Source organism: Magnetococcales bacterium (assembly GCA_015228935.1).
Classification (GTDB): Bacteria; Pseudomonadota; Magnetococcia; order Magnetococcales; family DC0425bin3; genus HA3dbin3.
Genome location: JADGCO010000014.1, coordinates 24,272 through 43,382, shown reverse-complemented (window position 1 = coordinate 43,382; position 19,111 = coordinate 24,272). Strand labels below are relative to the sequence as shown.

At 50.3% G+C, this 19,111-nt stretch carries 13 protein-coding genes; 4 read left to right on the top strand and 9 right to left on the bottom strand.

Annotated elements, in window-relative coordinates; genetic code table 11:
* Positions 1-220 precede the first annotated feature (220 nt).
* Positions 221-1,129, bottom strand: coding sequence for a hypothetical protein (locus HQL65_05795; GenBank protein MBF0135733.1), 909 nt, complete (start codon positions 1,127-1,129; stop codon positions 221-223).
* Between the two features lie 649 nt (positions 1,130-1,778).
* On the opposite strand from HQL65_05795, the gene HQL65_05790 reads away from it, so the two are divergent.
* Complete coding sequence (locus HQL65_05790; GenBank protein ID MBF0135732.1) at positions 1,779-2,960, top strand: hypothetical protein; 1,182 nt, start codon at positions 1,779-1,781, stop codon at positions 2,958-2,960.
* 101 nt (positions 2,961-3,061) lie between these two features.
* Positions 3,062-5,218 (top strand): SEL1-like repeat protein, encoded by a 2,157-nt coding sequence (locus HQL65_05785; GenBank protein MBF0135731.1) that lies wholly within the window; start codon positions 3,062-3,064, stop codon positions 5,216-5,218.
* Positions 5,219-5,304: 86 nt separating this feature from the next.
* On the opposite strand, the gene HQL65_05780 is transcribed toward HQL65_05785, so the two are convergent.
* The 5 genes from HQL65_05780 to pstC form a co-directional block, all read right to left on the bottom strand.
* A complete protein-coding gene (locus HQL65_05780; GenBank protein ID MBF0135730.1) occupies positions 5,305-6,345 on the bottom strand; it encodes a PstS family phosphate ABC transporter substrate-binding protein in 1,041 nt (346 codons plus the stop codon).
* 120 nt (positions 6,346-6,465) lie between these two features.
* The gene (gene phoU, locus HQL65_05775) at positions 6,466-7,254 is read right to left on the bottom strand and encodes a phosphate signaling complex protein PhoU (protein ID MBF0135729.1); all 789 of its coding nucleotides are present in this window, start codon (positions 7,252-7,254) and stop codon (positions 6,466-6,468) included.
* A gap of 4 nt (positions 7,255-7,258) precedes the next feature.
* Positions 7,259-8,059, bottom strand: a complete 801-nt coding sequence (locus tag HQL65_05770; protein ID MBF0135728.1) for a phosphate ABC transporter ATP-binding protein — start codon at positions 8,057-8,059, stop codon at positions 7,259-7,261.
* Between the two features lie 18 nt (positions 8,060-8,077).
* A complete protein-coding gene (gene pstA, locus HQL65_05765; GenBank protein MBF0135727.1) occupies positions 8,078-9,355 on the bottom strand; it encodes a phosphate ABC transporter permease PstA in 1,278 nt (425 codons plus the stop codon).
* A 2-nt stretch (positions 9,356-9,357) separates the two neighbouring features.
* Positions 9,358-10,737 (bottom strand): phosphate ABC transporter permease subunit PstC, encoded by a 1,380-nt coding sequence (gene pstC, locus HQL65_05760; protein ID MBF0135726.1) that lies wholly within the window; start codon positions 10,735-10,737, stop codon positions 9,358-9,360.
* A gap of 494 nt (positions 10,738-11,231) precedes the next feature.
* Here pstC and HQL65_05755 point away from each other — a divergent pair, with 494 nt between their 5' ends.
* Positions 11,232-12,773: a sigma 54-interacting transcriptional regulator gene (locus HQL65_05755; protein ID MBF0135725.1), complete on the top strand. Its 1,542-nt coding sequence runs from the start codon at positions 11,232-11,234 to the stop codon at positions 12,771-12,773.
* Between the two features lie 78 nt (positions 12,774-12,851).
* On the opposite strand, the gene HQL65_05750 is transcribed toward HQL65_05755, so the two are convergent.
* The 3 genes from HQL65_05750 to HQL65_05740 form a co-directional block, all read right to left on the bottom strand.
* Positions 12,852-13,676 carry a cyclic nucleotide-binding domain-containing protein gene (locus HQL65_05750; GenBank protein ID MBF0135724.1) on the bottom strand — a complete coding sequence of 275 codons (825 nt, stop codon included), beginning with the start codon at positions 13,674-13,676 and terminating at the stop codon, positions 12,852-12,854.
* Between the two features lie 152 nt (positions 13,677-13,828).
* Entirely contained in the window at positions 13,829-15,463 is a 1,635-nt protein-coding gene (locus tag HQL65_05745) for an acetolactate synthase large subunit (protein MBF0135723.1), read from the bottom strand.
* 145 nt (positions 15,464-15,608) lie between these two features.
* Entirely contained in the window at positions 15,609-16,058 is a 450-nt protein-coding gene (locus tag HQL65_05740) for a hypothetical protein (GenBank protein ID MBF0135722.1), read from the bottom strand.
* A gap of 714 nt (positions 16,059-16,772) precedes the next feature.
* Here HQL65_05740 and HQL65_05735 point away from each other — a divergent pair.
* A complete protein-coding gene (locus HQL65_05735) occupies positions 16,773-18,740 on the top strand; it encodes an NAD-binding protein (protein ID MBF0135721.1) in 1,968 nt (655 codons plus the stop codon).
* Positions 18,741-19,111 lie beyond the last annotated feature (371 nt).

The window sequence follows — 19,111 nt, the reverse complement described above, 5'->3', positions numbered from 1 at the left end:
AGACGGATGGCACCGCAAGCGGCAACCGTTCGAGAGCAAGGGTTCCGATGGCACGTACTCACCGTCCAGGCAGATGACACAAGCCACGCGGAAATAGCGCATCTGGTTACGGATTGTCCAGTATTGCACCCTTGTAGTTCATCAAAATCCGTAAGGAGGTTCTATAAAAATACCCAGAATCTGGCCAGACGAGTCAAAAGTGTTCACGGTTGCCCCGCGTTTATGTCGTTCCACCATCCGTCTTGTCGTCAAAAATGTCCTGCAGTGAGCATGCATCTATTGCTCGATCTGTCCATATGCGTAGTGCGTCGAGATCGGAGATAGACACTTTAGACTCGACCCAAGTCGGCAAATCAGGAAAACGGTGATGGAGGATTTGGAGCAAAATGGTGGCTCCACCTTCCTGGCGGCCTTCCTGAAGCTTCAACTCCAAGTGATGCCCAAATTTTGGCAAAGAAAAAAGTTCCTCATCAGGTGTCATCTCCACCATCGATTCGAACCATTCTTTCCCAAGTTGGGCAACGTCCTCGGGGGTGATACCCTCTATTTCTGGAATGTCCAATGCACCTTTCATCAGCAACCTCCACAGGCCGACCATGATTCGTTCAAATGCAACAGAGAGCCTGAACAACCCTGCACGTTTGACTGTCTCGAACGCTTTTTTCCGCTCTTCCATGCGGCTGGAAAAACACTTTAAAGGAGCGTTCCGGGCTTCATCCGCCAGTTCGTTCAGCAAAATCAGACGAACGGCACCACCCCATCGTGGCTTGCTTTCATAAACGCCTCTTGGTCCAACAGGTTCAAAGGCAAACTGCTCAAGAAAATCCTTATGAGGAGTCGTGGAACTGATGATGACGCTCCGCAACTGCTGCCGCTCCAGACCGGCGGTTTTCAGGTACAAGGTGTCATAGACCGTGATCTGGGACAGAACACCTTCATGCAGGTTTTCGGTGACCTTCATTTCGATCAGAATATGGTCTGCATCGAGATCCCGCAATCCGTCAGCCAGGAACAGACGCTGTTCTTCTGTCCACCCACCTGTATGGCGCTGGATCAGGATCAGGTCTGCCTTGGGCGGGAGAGAGACAACCTGGACTTCTGAACGCACATCGATGCCGACGGGTTCCAACAGCATTTTCAGCGTTGCGCCGACCAGACAGTGCCAGCAGGTTTTTGTTGCGAGAGCATTCAAGAACGCTTGTTCCTCCCTGTTCCAACCTACAGAAAGGAAATTGTAATTTACCGACTTGCAGTTTTCAAGGAGCCGTGCGGGCGATGAGGTTCCAATGGCACGTTTTCACTCTCCGATGCGATGGTGCCAAGCCAGGCGGAAACATCGCCTCTGGTTGCAGATTGTCCGGCATTTCACTTATTCCGTCTACCAAAATCTGCAAAAAAAACAGGCATAGCATACGAAGATGTGCCGGCATAGCCTGTCGGTGATCAAGGGCTGATTATTTTGGAATCGATCATTTATTTTTCTTGATGGGGGGCTCAAAACCGGTGTATCCTTGCCACGACTATCGGGAACTGTTTCTTGTTGTCTGGCAGGTGCCGTCTGTTTGTATTTGATTCAACCCCTCGGGAAACTGTGGGGTTTTTTGTTTTCTGGGCAGGAATTTGCTGAAGCTTCGTGAAATAAAATGCGAGGCAAGGGTCTGTTTTGTCAGACAGTAATATTTAAGATGTTTCAGTGTGGCTTCACTCCGACCTCCGGTAGTGGATTGAAGTCTTCATCCCTTGCCGGGTAAAATGTGTTGCAACCAGGGAGACGGAAAGTGTACAAGTTTGACGACGGCATCAAAAATCAGGTTTCCAACATTCTGAATGGGAGCAGGAAAGGAATCACCGAGGCCAAAACCGAATACGATCAATATCTGGCAGCCAACCGGGCGAGGCAACAGGTGCAACGTGTTACCGGACTGAATCCAACCCCGGAGTTTTTGGTGGCTCATATGACCGGAGATCCCCAGCATATGGAGTATCTGCGGCAGGATTTGGGGACAGCCATGTCACAGAAAGATCCAACGACATTGAACCGCATGGAGAGCAATCTGAATGATGCCCATACCTTCTCCAGAAGTTTCTTGGGGTTGAAGGCTCCGGCACGAAAAGATGATCCCTCATACTGGGATACAGGAAAATCTGTCAACAAAACGTTGGGTGAGTTGAACGGCTTTCTTGGTCACTCCAATCAGTCCAGGACAGGACAAACCCTGTATTCTGGGCAACAAGCCCCGGATGCCGTGGCCAAATTCAGGCCCAGCAAGTCACCACTTGGCACATCCTCTTATTCGGCATCGAACGGGTTGTTGTCCATAAATCCCGGCTTGGCCAGGATCATGGCTTCTCGTGCCGATGATCCGTATGATGTTGACGGAACCAATGCCTACCTGAATGCGTATGAGAACTCCGGCCAGGATTCCAACAAGTTCGGGTATGCGGGTGATCAGGGTGAGACTGCTATTCAACAAAATGAAGGCCAGTCGGTTGAATCACACGACAATGGCGGGCTAATGATCCTGGCACAAAATACTCCAGGCTCTTCTCCAACGGGAAAAGAGGCAACCAAGGAAGTAATCAGAAAGGGGCTGAAGTATGGTGTATTAGGGATCTTGTCTGCGGGTGGGGTTAACAAGGTCTATAAAAAGATGACCAAAGGAGCAGTTAATAATGCTTGGTCCAACAATCAGGCAGTTGCGAATGGAGAAGTGACACCATCGGAGGTTCTTGGTGTATATACTCTTCCAACGGTTCCTGATGACCAGAAGGATGACTATCTGGAGCAGGTTTTTAACAGGTCTGCTCTGGAAATATGCAGCAAAAAGGGTCAAGGAACAGATTTAGAGTGTCTGAACACCGAATTCAACAAACTAAAATCAAAATGGCGTCCAAAACCTTCGACGCCTTCAACCTCTCCAGGATCGCCTGTGTCCCCAAAAATAAAAGAGGGTGAGTAAAGGTATCTCGCAGGTAAATCCATAGACTCATTTCCGGGTTGTTTAATAAACCAATATTAAAAACCCGGAAATGTTTTCCATGATATAATGGAGGCTAATAAATGAATTTATCAATTATATATAGTGCTATTATTGCTAAATTGTTTATCTGCTCATTCTTTTTTCATGCTAATACAGCCTTGGGAGAACAGCGTGAATTTTTGAAGATGAATGGTCAATACATTTTATTCACGGAGGGAGTGCGCTTGGCTGAGTCTGGGAATGCGGAGGCACAATATCAGTTGGGTAAATCTCTGTACCTGGAATTGGATGGCCGGGGAGATATGAGTACATGTCGGTATTGGTTGCGCAAGGCGGCACAACAGGGACATCTTATGGCCATGGATTATCTTGGATTTACATACATTCGGCCAATCTTGGATGCTGATCTGGTTGCTGATGGATTGCCATGGATCCAGGAGGCTGTTTCCCGTGGGTCCTGGCGCAGCATGATTCATTTGGCAATCCTGTATCGAATGGGTTGGGGAGTTGAACAAAATATTGAAAAATCACAACAAATGGAAAATCAGGCATTATTGGTTGGCAAGGAAAGTGCGGCATATATACTGGGAAGTGAATATTATTATGGACATTCCTTGCCAACAGACAAGGAGCAAGGTATGAGCCTCATTCGCCAAGCCGCTGAAGGAGAGGATGCGGATGCACAATATTTTATGGGACTGCATGATACTGGAGATAATGTATTGCCTTTTGATATAAGGAAAAGCTTAGTCTGGATGGAAAAGGCTGCCAGAAATGGTCATGCAGCCGCAGCTGAAAAAATAGGCAAAAAATATTTACAAGGTTTTGATTTACCAAGAAATATGGTCAAGGCTAAAGCGTGGTATGAATATGCATTACAAAAAGGATCATTGAGTTCATGTCGATTATTAGCCAGATTAAATTGGCGGGGAATATCTGGCAAACATTTGAATCATGACATAGTTTTGCAAAAGACATTGCAGTGTCTGTTGGAAAAGCCGAGTTATGACAATCTGGAATTAGAGATCGGAACTTTATATTATCATGGCCATTTTAAGGTGCCGTCCAATCCTGTGCGAGCTTTTTATTGGTTCAATAAAAGTCGTGAGAAAGGGTATCCAGCAGGGCATGTTATGGCGGATGGACTCAGTTTGTATGGACAAGGTACTGTGCAAGAAACTGCGAATGCTTTGTTTCGGTTGCGTACAGCGGCTGAATCCGGCCATGCTCAAGCAGCAACCATCCTTGGTTGGGCTTATTCAGATGGCGTTGTGGGGGTGGAGAAAGATACCAGAGAAGCCAAAAAGTGGTTGACCAAGGCTGTTGACATGAAGGATGGTGTTTCTGCTTTCCGTCTGGCATATTTGGAAATGGCGCAAGTCGAAAAACCTGTTGATTGGAAAAATGTATCCAGATTGGTCCGACTGGGTGTCAGATTTGGCGATGAAGAGAGTCTTTGCCTCCATGGCATCTTGCGCCTTGCAGGAATTCAATCCCGACCCAATACCGGTCTGGCCATGCATTTCATGCGCAAAGGTGCCGATGCCGGGTCCAAAACCTGTGCCTTGATTCTGGGCGATCTCTATCGCCTGGGAAAACATGGCGTGCGGACCAACCCGGTCAAGGCCAGACAATGGCTGGAGGTGGCAGCCTATCGCCTGGAGGCGGCAGCCGGGATTCGTCTGAGTTTACTGCATCTGGGCATCGGTTCCGGTGCAGAGGAATCCACTCGACCTGTTGCAGCCTATCGCTGGTTGCGACGTTTTGCGGCCAGGAACAGTCCCGAAGCCGCCTATCTCACCGGCCTGCTCCTGGCCGGAGGAATCGGGACCCGACAAAATTTGGAAAAAGCCAGATTGTTTTTGGAAACTGCCCGGCAGGGAGGCATCCAGTCGGCTGAGAACGTGTTGAAGCTTGTGGCAACCAATCCGGCATCCTTGAATGTGCGACAGGAATTGACGACCTTTGCGGCAACGGTGCCAGATCATGTTCCACCGGAAAACCGAACTGAAAATAAACTAAATCCGGAAAAAAACAGGGAAAACGGGTCTGAGGATAAAATAAATAATAATGAAAACAATGAATTGTCTGATGAAGGGTCTGCTGAAGATGAATTGGACGAATATGAGGAACATGCTGATTTTTTGGATTTTTTGCGCCAGCCGGCTTTTCAGGATTTTTTCTCCGGTCAGGTCATCAAAAGGCTCACCAATCCGTATCGCGACCGGGACTGGTGAGCCATGCATGATATATTTGGGAGTGAATGCCGACTGTTGCAGGCTCCCGCTGCGGAAGGGTCCGTCATGCAGTGACGGATGACCGGTTATTTCATCTCCAGCTTTTTCATACTGATGGCATCCTGCCGGTATTTGGATCTTTCACTGGCGGGGAGGGGAATCAGGCCCTTGTCGGTCAGATAGCCTTCTTCGCCCCAGGCCCGATCACTTGTGAATTCATCGACGAATTCCTTGATGCCCGGCACCGTTCCGACATGGGCGTTCTTGATGTAGACGAACAGGGAGCGGGAGATGGGGTATTTGCCACTGGAAATGTTTTCCAGGGTTGGTTCCTGACCGCCGACGATACTGCCCTGGATGTTGTCGAGGTTTTGTTCCAGAAAACTGTAGCCGAAAACACCTATGGAAGAGATGTCGGCAGAGAGTTTTTGTACGATCAGGTTGTCGTTTTCACCGGCTTCGACATAAGCGCCATCTTCGCGCAGAGTTTGACAGACGGCTTTGAACTGTTTTTCATCCTTGATGGCGGCGATTTCCGGAAAGGTTTTACAGCCTCCCTCCATGGCCAGTTCGACAAAAGCATCGCGGGTCCCAGAGGTGGGGGGCGGTCCCAGGACGCGAATCTGGGTGGCAGGCAGTTCCGGATTGACCTCTTTCCAGGTCTTGTGGGGATTGGCGGTCAGTTTGCCGTTGACCGGAACCTCTTTGGCCAGGGCCAGGAAAATGTCCCGCAGGTTCAGTTTAATGCGGGGGGACTTTTTGCTGTTGGCGATGGCGATGCCGTCAAAGCCGATTTTGACTTCGGTGATGGCGGTGATGCCATTGCCGGCACAGGTTTTGACCTCGCTCTCCTTGATCCGGCGCGAGGCATTGGCTATGTCGGGATGCGTCTCGCCAACCCCGCCGCAAAAAAGCTTGATGCCACCACCCGTACCGGTCGATTCAACGACAGGGGTCTTGAATTTTGTGGTTTTGCCGAACTGTTCGGCCACGCGGGTGGAAAACGGGAAAACAGTGGAAGAGCCGACAATGCGAATCTGTTCCCGGGCCAACGCTTCTGAAGCAAGTGTCAGGGTGGCAACCAGACAGGTCGAAGCCAAAAAAACGTGTTTCGATAACAAACTCATACAATCTCCTTGGTTTTGATCGGGGGTCTCCCCGTAAACAGGTATGCCATGATCTTCTTTATTATTTCAAGAGATAGGTTTTCAGGTGACAAGAATATTATTGTTCAATCCGGGCGGACTTTATTTGGCAGGTGGCTCACTGGAAGCAGGGTTGGGCGATGCCGTGGTTTGGGAGTTGGGCAATGTCGCGTTTTGGGGAATGAGCGTGCTGTAGTGGGCATCGGTTTTGGGACGGACGCTGTCAAGTTTGCGACCGGTTTCAAGATAATACAGGGCCTCGGCTATGTTGGTGACATGATCGCCGATTCTTTCCAGATTTTTGGCGATGAACAACAGATGGGTGCTGGGGGTAATGTTCTGTGGTGTATAGATCATTGAAAAAAGGAGATTTTTAAAGGTGACGTCAAAATGGGTATCCACATCGGCATCGCCGGTCCAGGTTTCGAGGGCCAGGGTGGAGTTTTTTTCGGCCCAGGCCTGGCGGAGTTTGGCCAGGGAATCCAGAATCAGGCGGGCCATGGGCACGATGCCCTCGATGCCTTCGATGGGGACAAAGTGGGCCAGGATGGCCACCCGTTTGGCAATGTTTTTGGCCATGTCGCCCATGCGTTCGAGATCGGAGGATGACTCCAGGGCGGCAATGACCCAGCGCAGATCAACGGCCTTGGGTTCACGCAAGGCCAGTATGCGCACGGCCTGGTTTTCCACGCGAATTTCGAGTTCGTCAATGGCCCGGTCGCGTTTGACCACGGCAGAGGCCAGTTCCTGATCGACCTCGGTCATGGCCTTGATGGCATCCTGGAGCAGGGCGATGACCTGATCGAACATCTCCAGCAGCATGGTGTCCAGACGCCGCAAATCCTCGTCGAAGGAGTGGTGGGTATGCTGTTCGGCGGTAATTTTTTTCATGGCTTTATCCAAAACGACCGGTGACATAACCTTTGGTGCGTTCATGTTCGGGATTGGTGAAGATGGTTTCCGTCTGGTCGAACTCCACCAGCTCGCCCATGTGGAAAAAACCGGTATAATGCGAAACCCGGGCGGCCTGCTGCATGGAGTGGGTGACGATGACGATGGCATAATTGGCACTGAGTTCGTCGATCAGTTCTTCGATGCGGGCCGTAGCGATGGGATCCAGGGCCGAACAGGGTTCATCCATCAGCACCACTTCAGGATTGACGGCGATGGCACGGGCAATGCAGAGACGTTGTTGCTGGCCGCCGGAGAGACTGGTACCCGGTTCCTTGAGGCGGTCCCTGACCTCTTCCAGGAGTCCGGCTTTTTCCAGGCTGGTCAGGACAATTTCTTCCAACTCATCCCGGTGACTGAAAATGCCATGAATGCGCGGTCCATAGGCGACATTTTCAAAAATGGATTTGGGAAAGGGATTGGGTTTTTGAAACACCATGCCCACCCGGGCGCGCAATTGCACGACATCCACCTTGGGATCATAGATGTCCTGGCCATCCATCAGGATGGACCCCGTGATGCGGCACCCCTCGATGGTGTCGTTCATGCGGTTCAGGCAGCGCAAGACCGTGCTTTTTCCACAGCCGGAGGGGCCGATCAGGGCCGTCACCTGGCAATCGTAAATGGGCATGCTGACCGTGCTGACGGCCTGCTTTTCCCCATAGAAGACATCAACATTTTCGGTCTTCATTTTCAGCGGGGATGCCGGAATGGTGTTGTTTTGCGGATTGTATGAATCGATCATGTCGGTCACGGTTCAATCCTACCACCTTTTTTCGAAACGGTTGCGCAAATAGACGGCCAGGGCATTCATGGTGATCAGAAAACACAACAGGACCAGAGTGGCTCCGGCGGTTTTTTCCAGGAATCCCCGTTCCGGACTGTCGGCCCAGAGAAAGATTTGTACCGGCATGACGGCAGAAGGATCCAGGACGGAGTTGGGTACTTCCATGATAAACGCCACCATGCCGATCATCAGGAGCGGGGCGGTTTCACCCAGGGATTGGGCCATGGCGATGATGGTACCGGTCAGCATGCCTGGCAGGGCCAGGGGCAGCACATGATGCATGACCACCTGGAGCGGGCTGGCTCCCAGGGCACGGGCCGCATCCCGCAGTGGCTGGGGAACACTGCGCAAGGCCGACCGGGTGGCAATGACCATCGTCGGCAGGGTCATCATGGCCAGGGTCAATCCCCCCACCAGGGGCACGGAGCGGGGCAGATGCATGGTGTTGAGGTAGAGAGCCAACCCCAGCAGGCCAAAGACGATTGAAGGGACAGCGGCCAGATTGTTGATGTTGACTTCGATAAAGTCGGCCCAACGTCCCTTGCGGGCAAACTCTTCGAGATAGACAGCCGTCGCCACCCCCAGAGGAAAAGAGATGATGAAGGTGACCAGGATGGTCAATAGTGACCCCTGAATGGCACCCCGGATGCCGGCGAGTTCCGGTTCCCGGGAATCCCCGTGGGTGAAAAACTGGTCATTGAATTTGATTTGCAGACGGCTCCGGGCCACGAGAAAATCGATCCAGGCCACTTCCTTGTCTTTGATATGGCGCTCACTTTCGGGGAGATTGTGGGGTACCTTGTTTTTGAGCCACATGTCCACTTTGTCGGTGACTGGTACCCAGATATCGAGGGTTTTTCCCAGCAGGGTGGGATCTTGCTGGAGCATCTCCTGAAGTTTGAAAGCTGCCCCGACACTGACCAGATCCTTGAGACGCCGTATATCGGCCCGGACCGTGACATCCGGAAAGAGATTCTTGAGAGCCTGTCGCACCAGGGCATCATAGTTGCCCTTGGCGAGTGAGGCCGGGGCGTGGTTGCCTTCCGGATCGACCTGGGCCGGGTCAAAGTGAACGGTCAACAGGACTCTGGCCTGGCGCAAGGCAGAGATGCCATTAAAGACCATGGCCCCCAGCAGGAATACCAGGGCAGAGAGGGCCAGGGTGAGTCCGGCCAGGCCATACCAGCGGAAGCGGCGGTTGGCGGCATGGCGGCGTTGCAGACGTTTCTGGACGATGGGGTCTTTCAGGTCCATGTTCAATGCTCTTCTTCGTGATATTTTCTGACCACGGCCAGGGCGACGACATTCAGGGTCAAAGTGATGAAAAACAGGGTCAAGCCCAGGGCAAAGGCGGCGAGGGTTTTCGGACTGTCGAACTCCTGATCGCCCACCAGCAGGGTGACGATCTGCACCGTTACGGTGGTCATGGAGTTCAATGGATTGCCCGTCAGATTGGCGGCCAGACCGGCGGACATCACGACAATCATGGTTTCGCCCACTGCCCGGGAAACCGCCAGCAGCAAGGCACCAACGATGCCGGGCAAGGCGGCGGGCAGGACGACGCGCAGGACGGTTTCGGCATGCGTGGCACCCAGGGCCAGGGAGCCGTCGCGCAGAGCCTGGGGGACGGCACTGATGACATCGTCGGTCAGGGAGGAGACAAAGGGAATGATCATGATTCCCATGACAAGTCCGGCGGCCAGGGCGCTCTCCGAAGCCACATTCAATCCCAGCCAGCCACCCATACGGGCAATGGCCGGGGCCACGATCAGGGCCGCGAAAAATCCGTAAACCACCGTGGGGATGCCGGCCAGAATTTCCAGGGCCGGTTTGGCCAGGGCGCGCACACGAGGCCGGGCAAACTCCGCCAGATAGACCGCCGCCGCCAAACCAACCGGGGCGGCCATGGAGAGGGCGATCAGCATGATCATGAAGGTGCCGGCGAAGAGCGGAATGGCCCCGAATTCACCACTGCCGCCCACTTGATCGGTACGAATCGCGGTTTGCGGACTCCAGTGCAAGCCAAGAAAAAAGTCGCCAAAAGGGACCTTTTGAAAAAAGCGCAAGGCCTCGAACAGGAGGGAGAGGACAATTCCCAGGGTGATCAAAAACGACAGGGCAGAGCCGATGCCCAGAATCACCAGGACGGTCTTTTCCACAAAGTGCCGGGCCGGCAATTCAGGGGAGATTTTCCGCCAACTCCGGTGCAGACCCCAGGCCGAGAGGGCAGTTACCAGGATGGTCAAGAGCAGCCCGCTGTATTGCGCCGTCCGGTGATATTCAGCGGCAACAGTCAGCAGGTCTGCCTGCGACTCCATGGCCATCCCCCCGCCGGCAATCCGCCGGATTCTGGCCATCCAGAGCTGGGTCTCTTCCGGGGACAGATTGCCGATCTGGTCCGCCATGGAGGCCAGAAACAGGCGATCCAGCAGTGTTCCCTGCAAAACGTGCCACAGGACAAACAGGATCATGCCCGGCAACAGGGTCCAGAAGAGGCAGTACCAACCATGATAGGGAGGTCTGGAGCCGACCGCTTTCGAATTCTCCGTGACCAGGGCATTGGCCTTGACATATCCCAGAAAAAAAGCGGCCAGAGAGAGGAGAAACAAAGGATACAAGGCTGTTTGGGAGGACATGGGCAAACCGTTTGCAGGAACCTGCCAACCGACATGATGGCTGGACACTGCTCCATTTTTTTCGTTATTTTCATTTTGTATATCCAACTGCATAAACATAAAGCAAAATAAATGCCATTACCATGAAAAAACGCCATGGCCCGGTATTTCCGGGCAGGGAATTCCGGAGAATATTGACATTATATGTATTGAATACAATATGTTGCGATAATTTATATGATCCTGATACCCAAACGAAAGATTTCCATGCAAAATGAACATTTGTCTCTGTTGGGCAAAAATGGGCAAGAGATTTTGCATTTAGCACAAGAATCCTTCAGCAACCGCTCTTCAGGGCCAGGCCATGAAGAATTCTCCAGCAACCGGTCTTCAGGTCATGCCATGGCTTGGAGTGGATGTGGTCGTTCTGTGGGCTGGTCAGATCATGAATCCGGTAACCAGCGGGTCGTGGGACAAATCATGAATTCGATATCCGTCAGGGAGTGGGGCAAACCATGAATCCGGTATCCATTGTCTTTTCTTGGATTGGGGAGGCAGATCTGGAAGCGCTTCAGAAAGGCAAGAGTACGGAGCCGGGACCTCTGGCGCGGGTATTGCGCGAACGGGAATTTCACGAGGTTCATCTGCTGGCCGGCCAGAGGGAAGATGCGGCGCGGGACTTTTCAGCCTGGCTGGGCGAACGCACGGCTGCCGTGGTGACCCTGCATTGGATGCCCCTTGTGGATCCGGGGGATTATGGGGAGATTTGTCGGGCGGCCTTGCGGGCCGTGGAACCGGTGGCCAATCGGATGGGTGGCCCGGACCAACTCTGTTTTTATCTGGGAACCGGCACCGGGGCCATGGCGGCCATCTGGGTTTTGCTGGCCAAGGCCGGCTTTCCCAATGCGCGGCTGTTGGAAATGACGCCTGCCTGGGAAATCCGGGATGTCAGTATTCCATTTGCCATCAGTACCGACATGGTACCGGATTTGTTGCGGACCCAGGATCAACAGTTGATTCGCCTGGCCCAGGAGGGGTTCCAGCATGCCCATCCGGAATTCAAGTCCATTGCCTTCCAATGCGATGCCATGCGGCGGGTGGTGGAAAAGGCTACCCTGGTGGCTGCCCGGCAGATCCCGGTTTTGATCCAGGGTGAGTCCGGGACTGGCAAGGAGCTTTTGGCCCGGGCCATTCACAGTACGAGTGCGTTGCGGGCGGGACCCTTTGTGGCCATCAATTGCGGGGCCATTCCGGACAATCTGGTGGAATCTGAGTTGTTTGGCCATGAAAAAGGGGCCTTTACCGGTGCCTTGACCACCCGCAAAGGGTATTTTGCCCAGGCCGATGGAGGAACGGTCTTTCTCGACGAAATTGGCGAGTTGCCTCTTTCCATTCAGGTCAAATTATTGCGTGTATTGCAGGAACAGGAAATCACGCCGGTTGGTTCCTGCGCACCGCAACCTGTCACCTTTCGCCTGATTGCGGCCACCAATAAAAATCTCCTCGAAGAGATGGTCGCCGGGCGTTTTCGTGAGGATCTTTTTCATCGCATTGCCGTGGCCCTGCTGCTTCTGCCACCGTTGCGGGCCAGGGGACGGGACATTGAACTCCTCACCGACCGGATTCTGGAACAGATCAATCAGGAGTGTCGTGACCAGCCGGGATTTCGCCGCAAGTCCCTGACCGAAAATGCCCGCAAACTTCTCCAGGAACAGCGTTGGCCCGGAAACATTCGTGAATTGCAGAATACCTTGAATCGTGCCGCAGTTTGGACCCCGGGAGAGATCATTCGTGGTCGTGATATACGGGATGCCATGTTGCCGGAGTATGTGAGTGGTGGGAGCAACGAACAAATCCTCAACCGCCCTCTGGGTGCCGGGTTTCGGTTGACGGATCTATTGACCGAGGTGGCCGACCACTATCTGCACCGTGCCCTGGCCGAAAGCCACAACAACAAGGCCCAGGCCACCCGCATGGTTGGGCTGCCCAATGCCACCACGTTTGCCAACTGGCTGAAAAAATATCCCTGGGACCCGGGACGAGGCAAAAAAGAGTAAGAGGGGGATATGGAGCAGAGAGTCCCGGCAAGATCGACCTGGGAGGGCATCAGGGAACAACCGGACTCAAACCGGGGATCAGCCCAGAGCCGAGGGGAGTCCGTCCTTGCTCAGATAATCCTGGATTTCCCGTTCCACCTTCAAGGCTTTACTGTCCTCGGCGACCAAAGTACGTTTCCAGGCGCTTGCAGCGGATCTGGGGATGAGAAAATCCTTGCCAAACATGTAATCTTCCGGAAGTTTTCCCTGTTTTTTCAGTATATTGACAAACTTTCCGGGAATGTTGTCGGTCAGGGGAACCAGGGGGACTTCAGTGGATTTGCCCTCTTTTTCGATGCGGGCCATCCGGCGTCCCAGATAAAAAATCTTGTATCCATCATCGTCCTCGAAAATGAGATCGTTTTTAACATCCCCTTCGCCCATTTTTTTGGCTTCTTCGAACGGATTTTTATGCTCGATGATGACGGGAGCCTTGTATTTTTCGATGGTTTCGCGCAGGGATTCGAGGTTTTGCACCAGGACCAGGATCATTTGATCCTTGAACCGGTCACGACAGCTTGGGGTCAGGTTGAGGAGAAATTTATTGTTGAAACGCAAGAGGATGCATTCATCTTCGGCCACCACGCTCGTGACACGCACACGCGGAGTCAAAAACGACACCTCACCGAAGACCTGCCCGGGTTTGAGAAAGGCCAGGGGGTTGGAGAAAGGCCTTTTGTAGACGTTGGCAGCACCACGCAAAAGGATGAAACAGGTATCTCCCAGATCGCCCTCGTTCAGGATGGATTGGTTGGCAGGTACCTTCAGGAGTTCCGCTTGGCTGTGTTCGACGATCTCGTCCTTGTGTTCATCCGAGAAATCCTTGAAAAAAGGAATTCTTTCCAAAAGCTTTCTTTGGAGCATTCCAGAATCTCCCATGGAACAGGTGGTGAATTGCCAAGATGCTGCGTTGAAGATTAAGGCGGCGTCATTCTGGCATAACGAAACATTCAGGTCCAGGGATCTGAAATCACGGAATTCATGAAGAATTTATACAAATTTTATACGAAACCCATTCAGATCGGGCAGACGAGATGCCCCAGTTTTTCGGTCAGTTTGATGTTTTCAGCGTAATCGACCGGGCAGTCGATGATGGTCACGGTTTTTTCGGCCAGGGCTTGTTTAAGGATGGGGAGCAAGTCCTGGGCGGCTTCCACCCGGTACCCTTTGGCACCGAAGCTTTCGGCATATTTGACAAAGTCGGGATTGGTGAAGGCGATGTGGCTTTCGCGACCAAAATGGTTCATCTGTTTCCATTGAATCAGGCCGTACCTGGCGTCATTCCAGATCAGGATGACGATAGGCAGGCCACAGCGCATGGCGGTTTCGATTTCCTGGGAGTTCATGAGGAAACCGGCGTCGCCGGTGACGGCCACGGCAGCGCGGTCGGGTCGGACGAGCTTGGCGGCCATGGCCCCGGGAACCGCAATGCCCATGGCGGCAAAACCATTGGAAATAATGCAGGTATTGGGGCGTTCGGCCTTGAACATGCGAGCCATCCACATTTTGTGGGCACCCACGTCGGAGACCACGACATCTTCCGGGTCGAGAGCCTGGCGTAAATCCCAGATGATTTTTTGGGGTTTGACGGGGAAACCGGTATCCTGGGCATATTGGCCGATTTCGGAGACGATGGTTTGGCGCAGGGTATCGGCGAGTCGTTGCCGACGGCTTTTGGCCTCGGCGGCGATGCCCTTCAATGCGGCCCCGATATCCCCGACAACGCCCACTTCCACGACATAATTTTCGTCCACTTCCGCCGGACTGGCGTCAATGTGGATGATTTTCCGGTTGCGTTCCTTGTGCCACAGGTAGGGATGATATTCGACGATATCATAACCGACACAGATGATCACATCGGCCCGGTCGAAACCGCAGGAGACATAATCCGTGGCTTGCAGACCCACAGCCCCCAGGCAGAGGTCATGGGAAAAGGGGATCACGCCTTTGGCCATGAAGGTGGTGGCGACCGGAATATTCAATTTTTCGGCAAAATCGACCAGTTGGTCCGCTGCCCGACCGCGGATCACCCCGTTGCCAGCCATGATGATGGGATAGTGGGCATCCGAAATGATCCGGGCGGCCTGGGATATCTTTTCCTGGGGCGGGACGGGCTGGCGGTGTTGTTGTGCCTTGAGCGGGGCCTTGCCGGCGATCTCCATTTCGGCAATGTTTTCGGGAAAGTCGATGAAGGCACAGCCGGGTTTTTCGGTCTGGGAGACCTTGAAGGCCTTGCGCACCACCTCGGGGATGACGCCCGGATCCAGGATTTGGGTCGTGTATTTGGAGATGGGACGAAACAGATTGACCAGATCCAAAACCTGGTGACTCTCCTTGTGGAGGCGGGTGGTGGCGGCCTGGCCGGCAATGGCCACCAATGGGGCGTGGTCCATGTTGGCGTCGGCAACCCCGGTGATCAGGTTGGTGGCTCCGGGTCCCAGGGTGGCCAGGCACACCCCGGCCCGTCCGGTCAACCGCCCGTATACATCCGCCATGAAGGCGGCACCTTGTTCGTGCCGGGTCGTCATGAAGCGGATCGGACTCTCCAACAGGGCATCCATGATGTCGAGATTTTCTTCCCCCGGAATGCCAAACATGACGGTAACGCCTTCATTTTCAAGACATTTTACAAAAAGTTCAGCGGCTTTCATGGGGATCTCCGGAATCTGGAAAAGCAGGAATCATGCGGCAGTTTTGCCCGCGATGGCAGCCCAGAATGATCCCTCGCGGGTGATCAAGTCAATGCGTTTGTTGCCAATGCCCATATCAATTATGTCGGCCATCCAACGCATGGATTTAGTACATTTCAGTCAACATTGACGCATCATATTCTTTAAATTCTGGATAAAATTTAAGTATTCTAATAATATTATCCCTATTCCAAATTTTTGCATTTCTCAAAGAGAGTTTCATATCTTCCGTGCCAGAAAAAACCTCAAATGGCATAAGGAGAAAGTGTGTATCATCATAATAAAATATTACATAAGTATCATCAAGAATGCAACCACTGGATGATTTTTCATTTGCTTTCTCCATTACTTCCGAAACCTTTTCGCGATTGAGAGCTAAATAATTTAAATAACTTTTATATGATGTTAAGCCTTGGTAATAGTATTTAGATAGAATAATAAATTCGCCCTTTCTTATCTGAATTTTTATCAAGCACCTTTCTTTTTCGCGATCTATACCATTATTTTTGTCATTACCAGATCCAGCCATTCTTTTCAACAAACTAAAAATACCCATATCAACACCTCAGGCTAAAACCTCTGAAAGCAGATTATGAGACAATGGGTTGCTGACGGCATCCCCTCTCTTAACCGAACACTAGTGTCTAATCAGAACTTTTTGACGAACTTTGCATTTTGGACACACAAAACCCGTTGAAAATACACTTCCGGTCGTTTGAGCGCTTGTGAATGTTGTGCCTTTTGTGGAGCCACTCACATAACCACAACTCTCACATTTTTCTTGATACACGACGGTTGATTTACCGTCATCTTTATAGATGACTGCACCGCTTAAAGCTGACACAGGCATTTTACACCTCCTGAACAGGATGCCCCTTAGGAAAAAGCTCCTTCACCCTCAAGAAAACCCTTCGGGAAAATTGGAACTGGTCCCTCATTCGAGACAAAATTTGCCATATTCCTCGGTCTTGTGTCAATGGCCAGCAATTCTCAATGCAGGGCAATCGCAGGCCGAGGCCCTCGCTGCGAATTTTCAGAGCGGCAGCCACCTTGCTGATGGGAGACTTGAGATTCTCCATCGGGGTACCATGGGACTCGGAGAAGTGTGTTGAGCATGGCAATGGGGCCAAATTTGGGGCGGATAGGGTTTTTGCTGGGGACAGGCAAAATGTCGGCATCGGTCAGTACCGGAACTCTTGTCCCATACCGCATAATGGGGTACCTTTGGCCGAGTCGATGATCAAGGCCGTCTTATCGAGAGGAGGGGAAAATGAAAAAGAGCCCTTTTAAAATTAATCAGTATTTTAAGAAACTGAATGTATTTTTCAATGAAAACGATTGGAGCTTTGGCCTTTTTCTCTTGATGGTGGTAGCATTTGTCTGCGATATCGTTGGATTTAAAATGATGTTTGAAGAAAATTCTCTCCACGGCAATTGGCATGATTATGTTTATCACTCAATAAGAGTTTTCGGATTTGAACTTCAGACACCGAACATTGATACACGTATACCATGGGTGCTGGAATTAGGTCGCTGGTTATCAGCTATAGCGACATTTTGGGCCGTCATGCTGGCTGTTGCTCATATATTTATCGATAAAATCAATCTTTTCAGAAAAGGGAAAGATCATATTGTAATTATTGGGGCCGGCAGTAAAGGCAAAGCTCTGGGACTGGACTGGATGAAAAGAGCGGAAGATTTTTCACATCCCGATCATGGAAAACTGTTTGTGTTTATTGAGACTAATAAAAACAACTCAAATGTGGATTTATTGAAAAGTAAAAAGGCGATAATTATTTTTGGCGATGCGACAAATGAAGAAATTCTCGGAAAAGCAAAGACGCAAAGCGCTAAATATGTGATAATTTTAACAAGTAATGATTCAACCAATATGGAGATCGTTTCCACCCTGACAGCTTTTCAAGCAAAGATAGAAAATAAAATTCTCTGTTACGTTCATTTGATCCATAATGAGTTCTATGATTTTTTTATGGCAAGGGATTTTCAAGAGAGTCATAAACTGGATGTAAAAATATTCAGTGTTAATGCGAATTCCGCTCGGATATTATTTGGTGACAGGCAGAATCTGTTAGGAAGCAATATTTTTACTGATTCTCAGAAGATAAAGGATTCTAAAATAAATGTGAAAATCGCAATTTTCGGTTTTGGTAAGCTTGGTGAGAGTATTTTAGTGCATGCTTTGCATTTGGGGCACTTTTATAACGAAAATCCCATAAAAGTTACTGTCGTATATGATACTGATAAAGATGAGAATGCTAATATTCTTGATGAATTTATCAAGCAATACAATATAGGAATCGATAAAAATCAAAGAAAAAATACATCATTTAATGAATATTGGGATATTGAGTTCATAGATGATGGTGACTTTGTGCAAAAGGATATTGGTGAATATCAGCAAATCATTATTGCTTACGAGAATGAATTTGAGTCGCTTTCAAACTTAATGAAGATCCTGAAAAAATATAATGATGAAATACTATCAAATGATATTGATATCGCGATATATTCAAATAGCTTTGCAAACACCGCAAGGGTAATTCAAAATGATAAGAAGCTTGATAAACACACAGTCTTTAAAAAGGTGAGAACGTTTGGCGAAATCGATCATACTTGTAGTTACCAGATCGTCATTAATGAAGAGTTGGATAAAAAAGCTAAACTAAATAATAGTCAATACAATCAACTTCATGGATATAACAAGGAAAACAAAACGGTAGAAGAACAATGGAATGATCTTGATGTTTTTTTGAAAGATTCAAATCGATATTTGATGGAACATAATGAGGTGAAAAAATATCTGATCAACAAGCTTATTGCGGAATCAAAAATAAATAATGACTATAATGCGCTAAAAAAATCAGTATCGGATAAGTTTTTCAATTATCCGAAAATGGCCATTAACTGGGATGCAATGGGATTAAGAGATCATGATTATGCTCTCAAGCTTTCAGAAGAAGAAATAGTCCAGCTAGGAAAAGTTGAACATAAACGTTGGAATGCTTTCCATATTCTCAATGGCTGGAAAAAGCTGGGTATCCCGGAGGGCGCGACGAATAAAATCGTCAAGGATAAAATTAGAAAGCTCCATCCATGTCTTGTTGGTTGGGACGAACTAGACATTGTTTCAAAAAATCATCAGCATGATTATAAATCTGATGATATAGAAACCATTATGAGAATTCCAAGTCTAGACAAGTTCATAGGCGGTAATTAATAAATAGAAGGATTGCTGCAAATGGCGGCCTTGAGAGGCTGTCTAATAACTTGTTAATTTCAAAAAAAACGAATGAAAAACTGGGATGGAGGTCCAGGAGGAAGGGCTGTGCCCTTCCTCTTGGCGGGGTTTGGGGCGGAGCCCCAATAAAATCTTTCTTTCCAATTTTTTTATCCGAGGGTTAATGGACAGCCTCTGAGCCATGACCGAGTCAGCCACGAAAAGAGGATTCAGGGGAAGCCAAAATCGCCGTTGGGATCGCGACGATGTCTCTGCCAGCTTGGTTTCCTCGAAAGGTTCGCGCTAATAGAAGTGGACCCCATCGTCAAGTCAATTTCCAGGTACGGATAAGCTCTAGTGGACCAACCGCG

What these genes read in the sequence shown, in the direction of transcription:
- HQL65_05740 (MBF0135722.1), bottom strand. Translation starts at nt 16,058, where the DNA reads ATGGGTATTTTTAGTTTGTTGAAAAGAATGGCTGGATCTGGTAATGAC.
- pstC (MBF0135726.1), bottom strand. Translation starts at nt 10,737, where the DNA reads ATGTCCTCCCAAACAGCCTTGTATCCTTTGTTTCTCCTCTCTCTGGCC.
- pstA (MBF0135727.1), bottom strand. Translation starts at nt 9,355, where the DNA reads ATGGACCTGAAAGACCCCATCGTCCAGAAACGTCTGCAACGCCGCCAT.
- HQL65_05755 (MBF0135725.1), top strand. Translation starts at nt 11,232, where the DNA reads ATGAATCCGGTATCCATTGTCTTTTCTTGGATTGGGGAGGCAGATCTG.
- HQL65_05750 (MBF0135724.1), bottom strand. Translation starts at nt 13,676, where the DNA reads ATGCTCCAAAGAAAGCTTTTGGAAAGAATTCCTTTTTTCAAGGATTTC.
- HQL65_05780 (MBF0135730.1), bottom strand. Translation starts at nt 6,345, where the DNA reads ATGAGTTTGTTATCGAAACACGTTTTTTTGGCTTCGACCTGTCTGGTT.
- HQL65_05745 (MBF0135723.1), bottom strand. Translation starts at nt 15,463, where the DNA reads ATGAAAGCCGCTGAACTTTTTGTAAAATGTCTTGAAAATGAAGGCGTT.
- phoU (MBF0135729.1), bottom strand. Translation starts at nt 7,254, where the DNA reads ATGAAAAAAATTACCGCCGAACAGCATACCCACCACTCCTTCGACGAG.
- HQL65_05785 (MBF0135731.1), top strand. Translation starts at nt 3,062, where the DNA reads ATGAATTTATCAATTATATATAGTGCTATTATTGCTAAATTGTTTATC.
- HQL65_05770 (MBF0135728.1), bottom strand. Translation starts at nt 8,059, where the DNA reads ATGATCGATTCATACAATCCGCAAAACAACACCATTCCGGCATCCCCG.
- HQL65_05735 (MBF0135721.1), top strand. Translation starts at nt 16,773, where the DNA reads ATGAAAAAGAGCCCTTTTAAAATTAATCAGTATTTTAAGAAACTGAAT.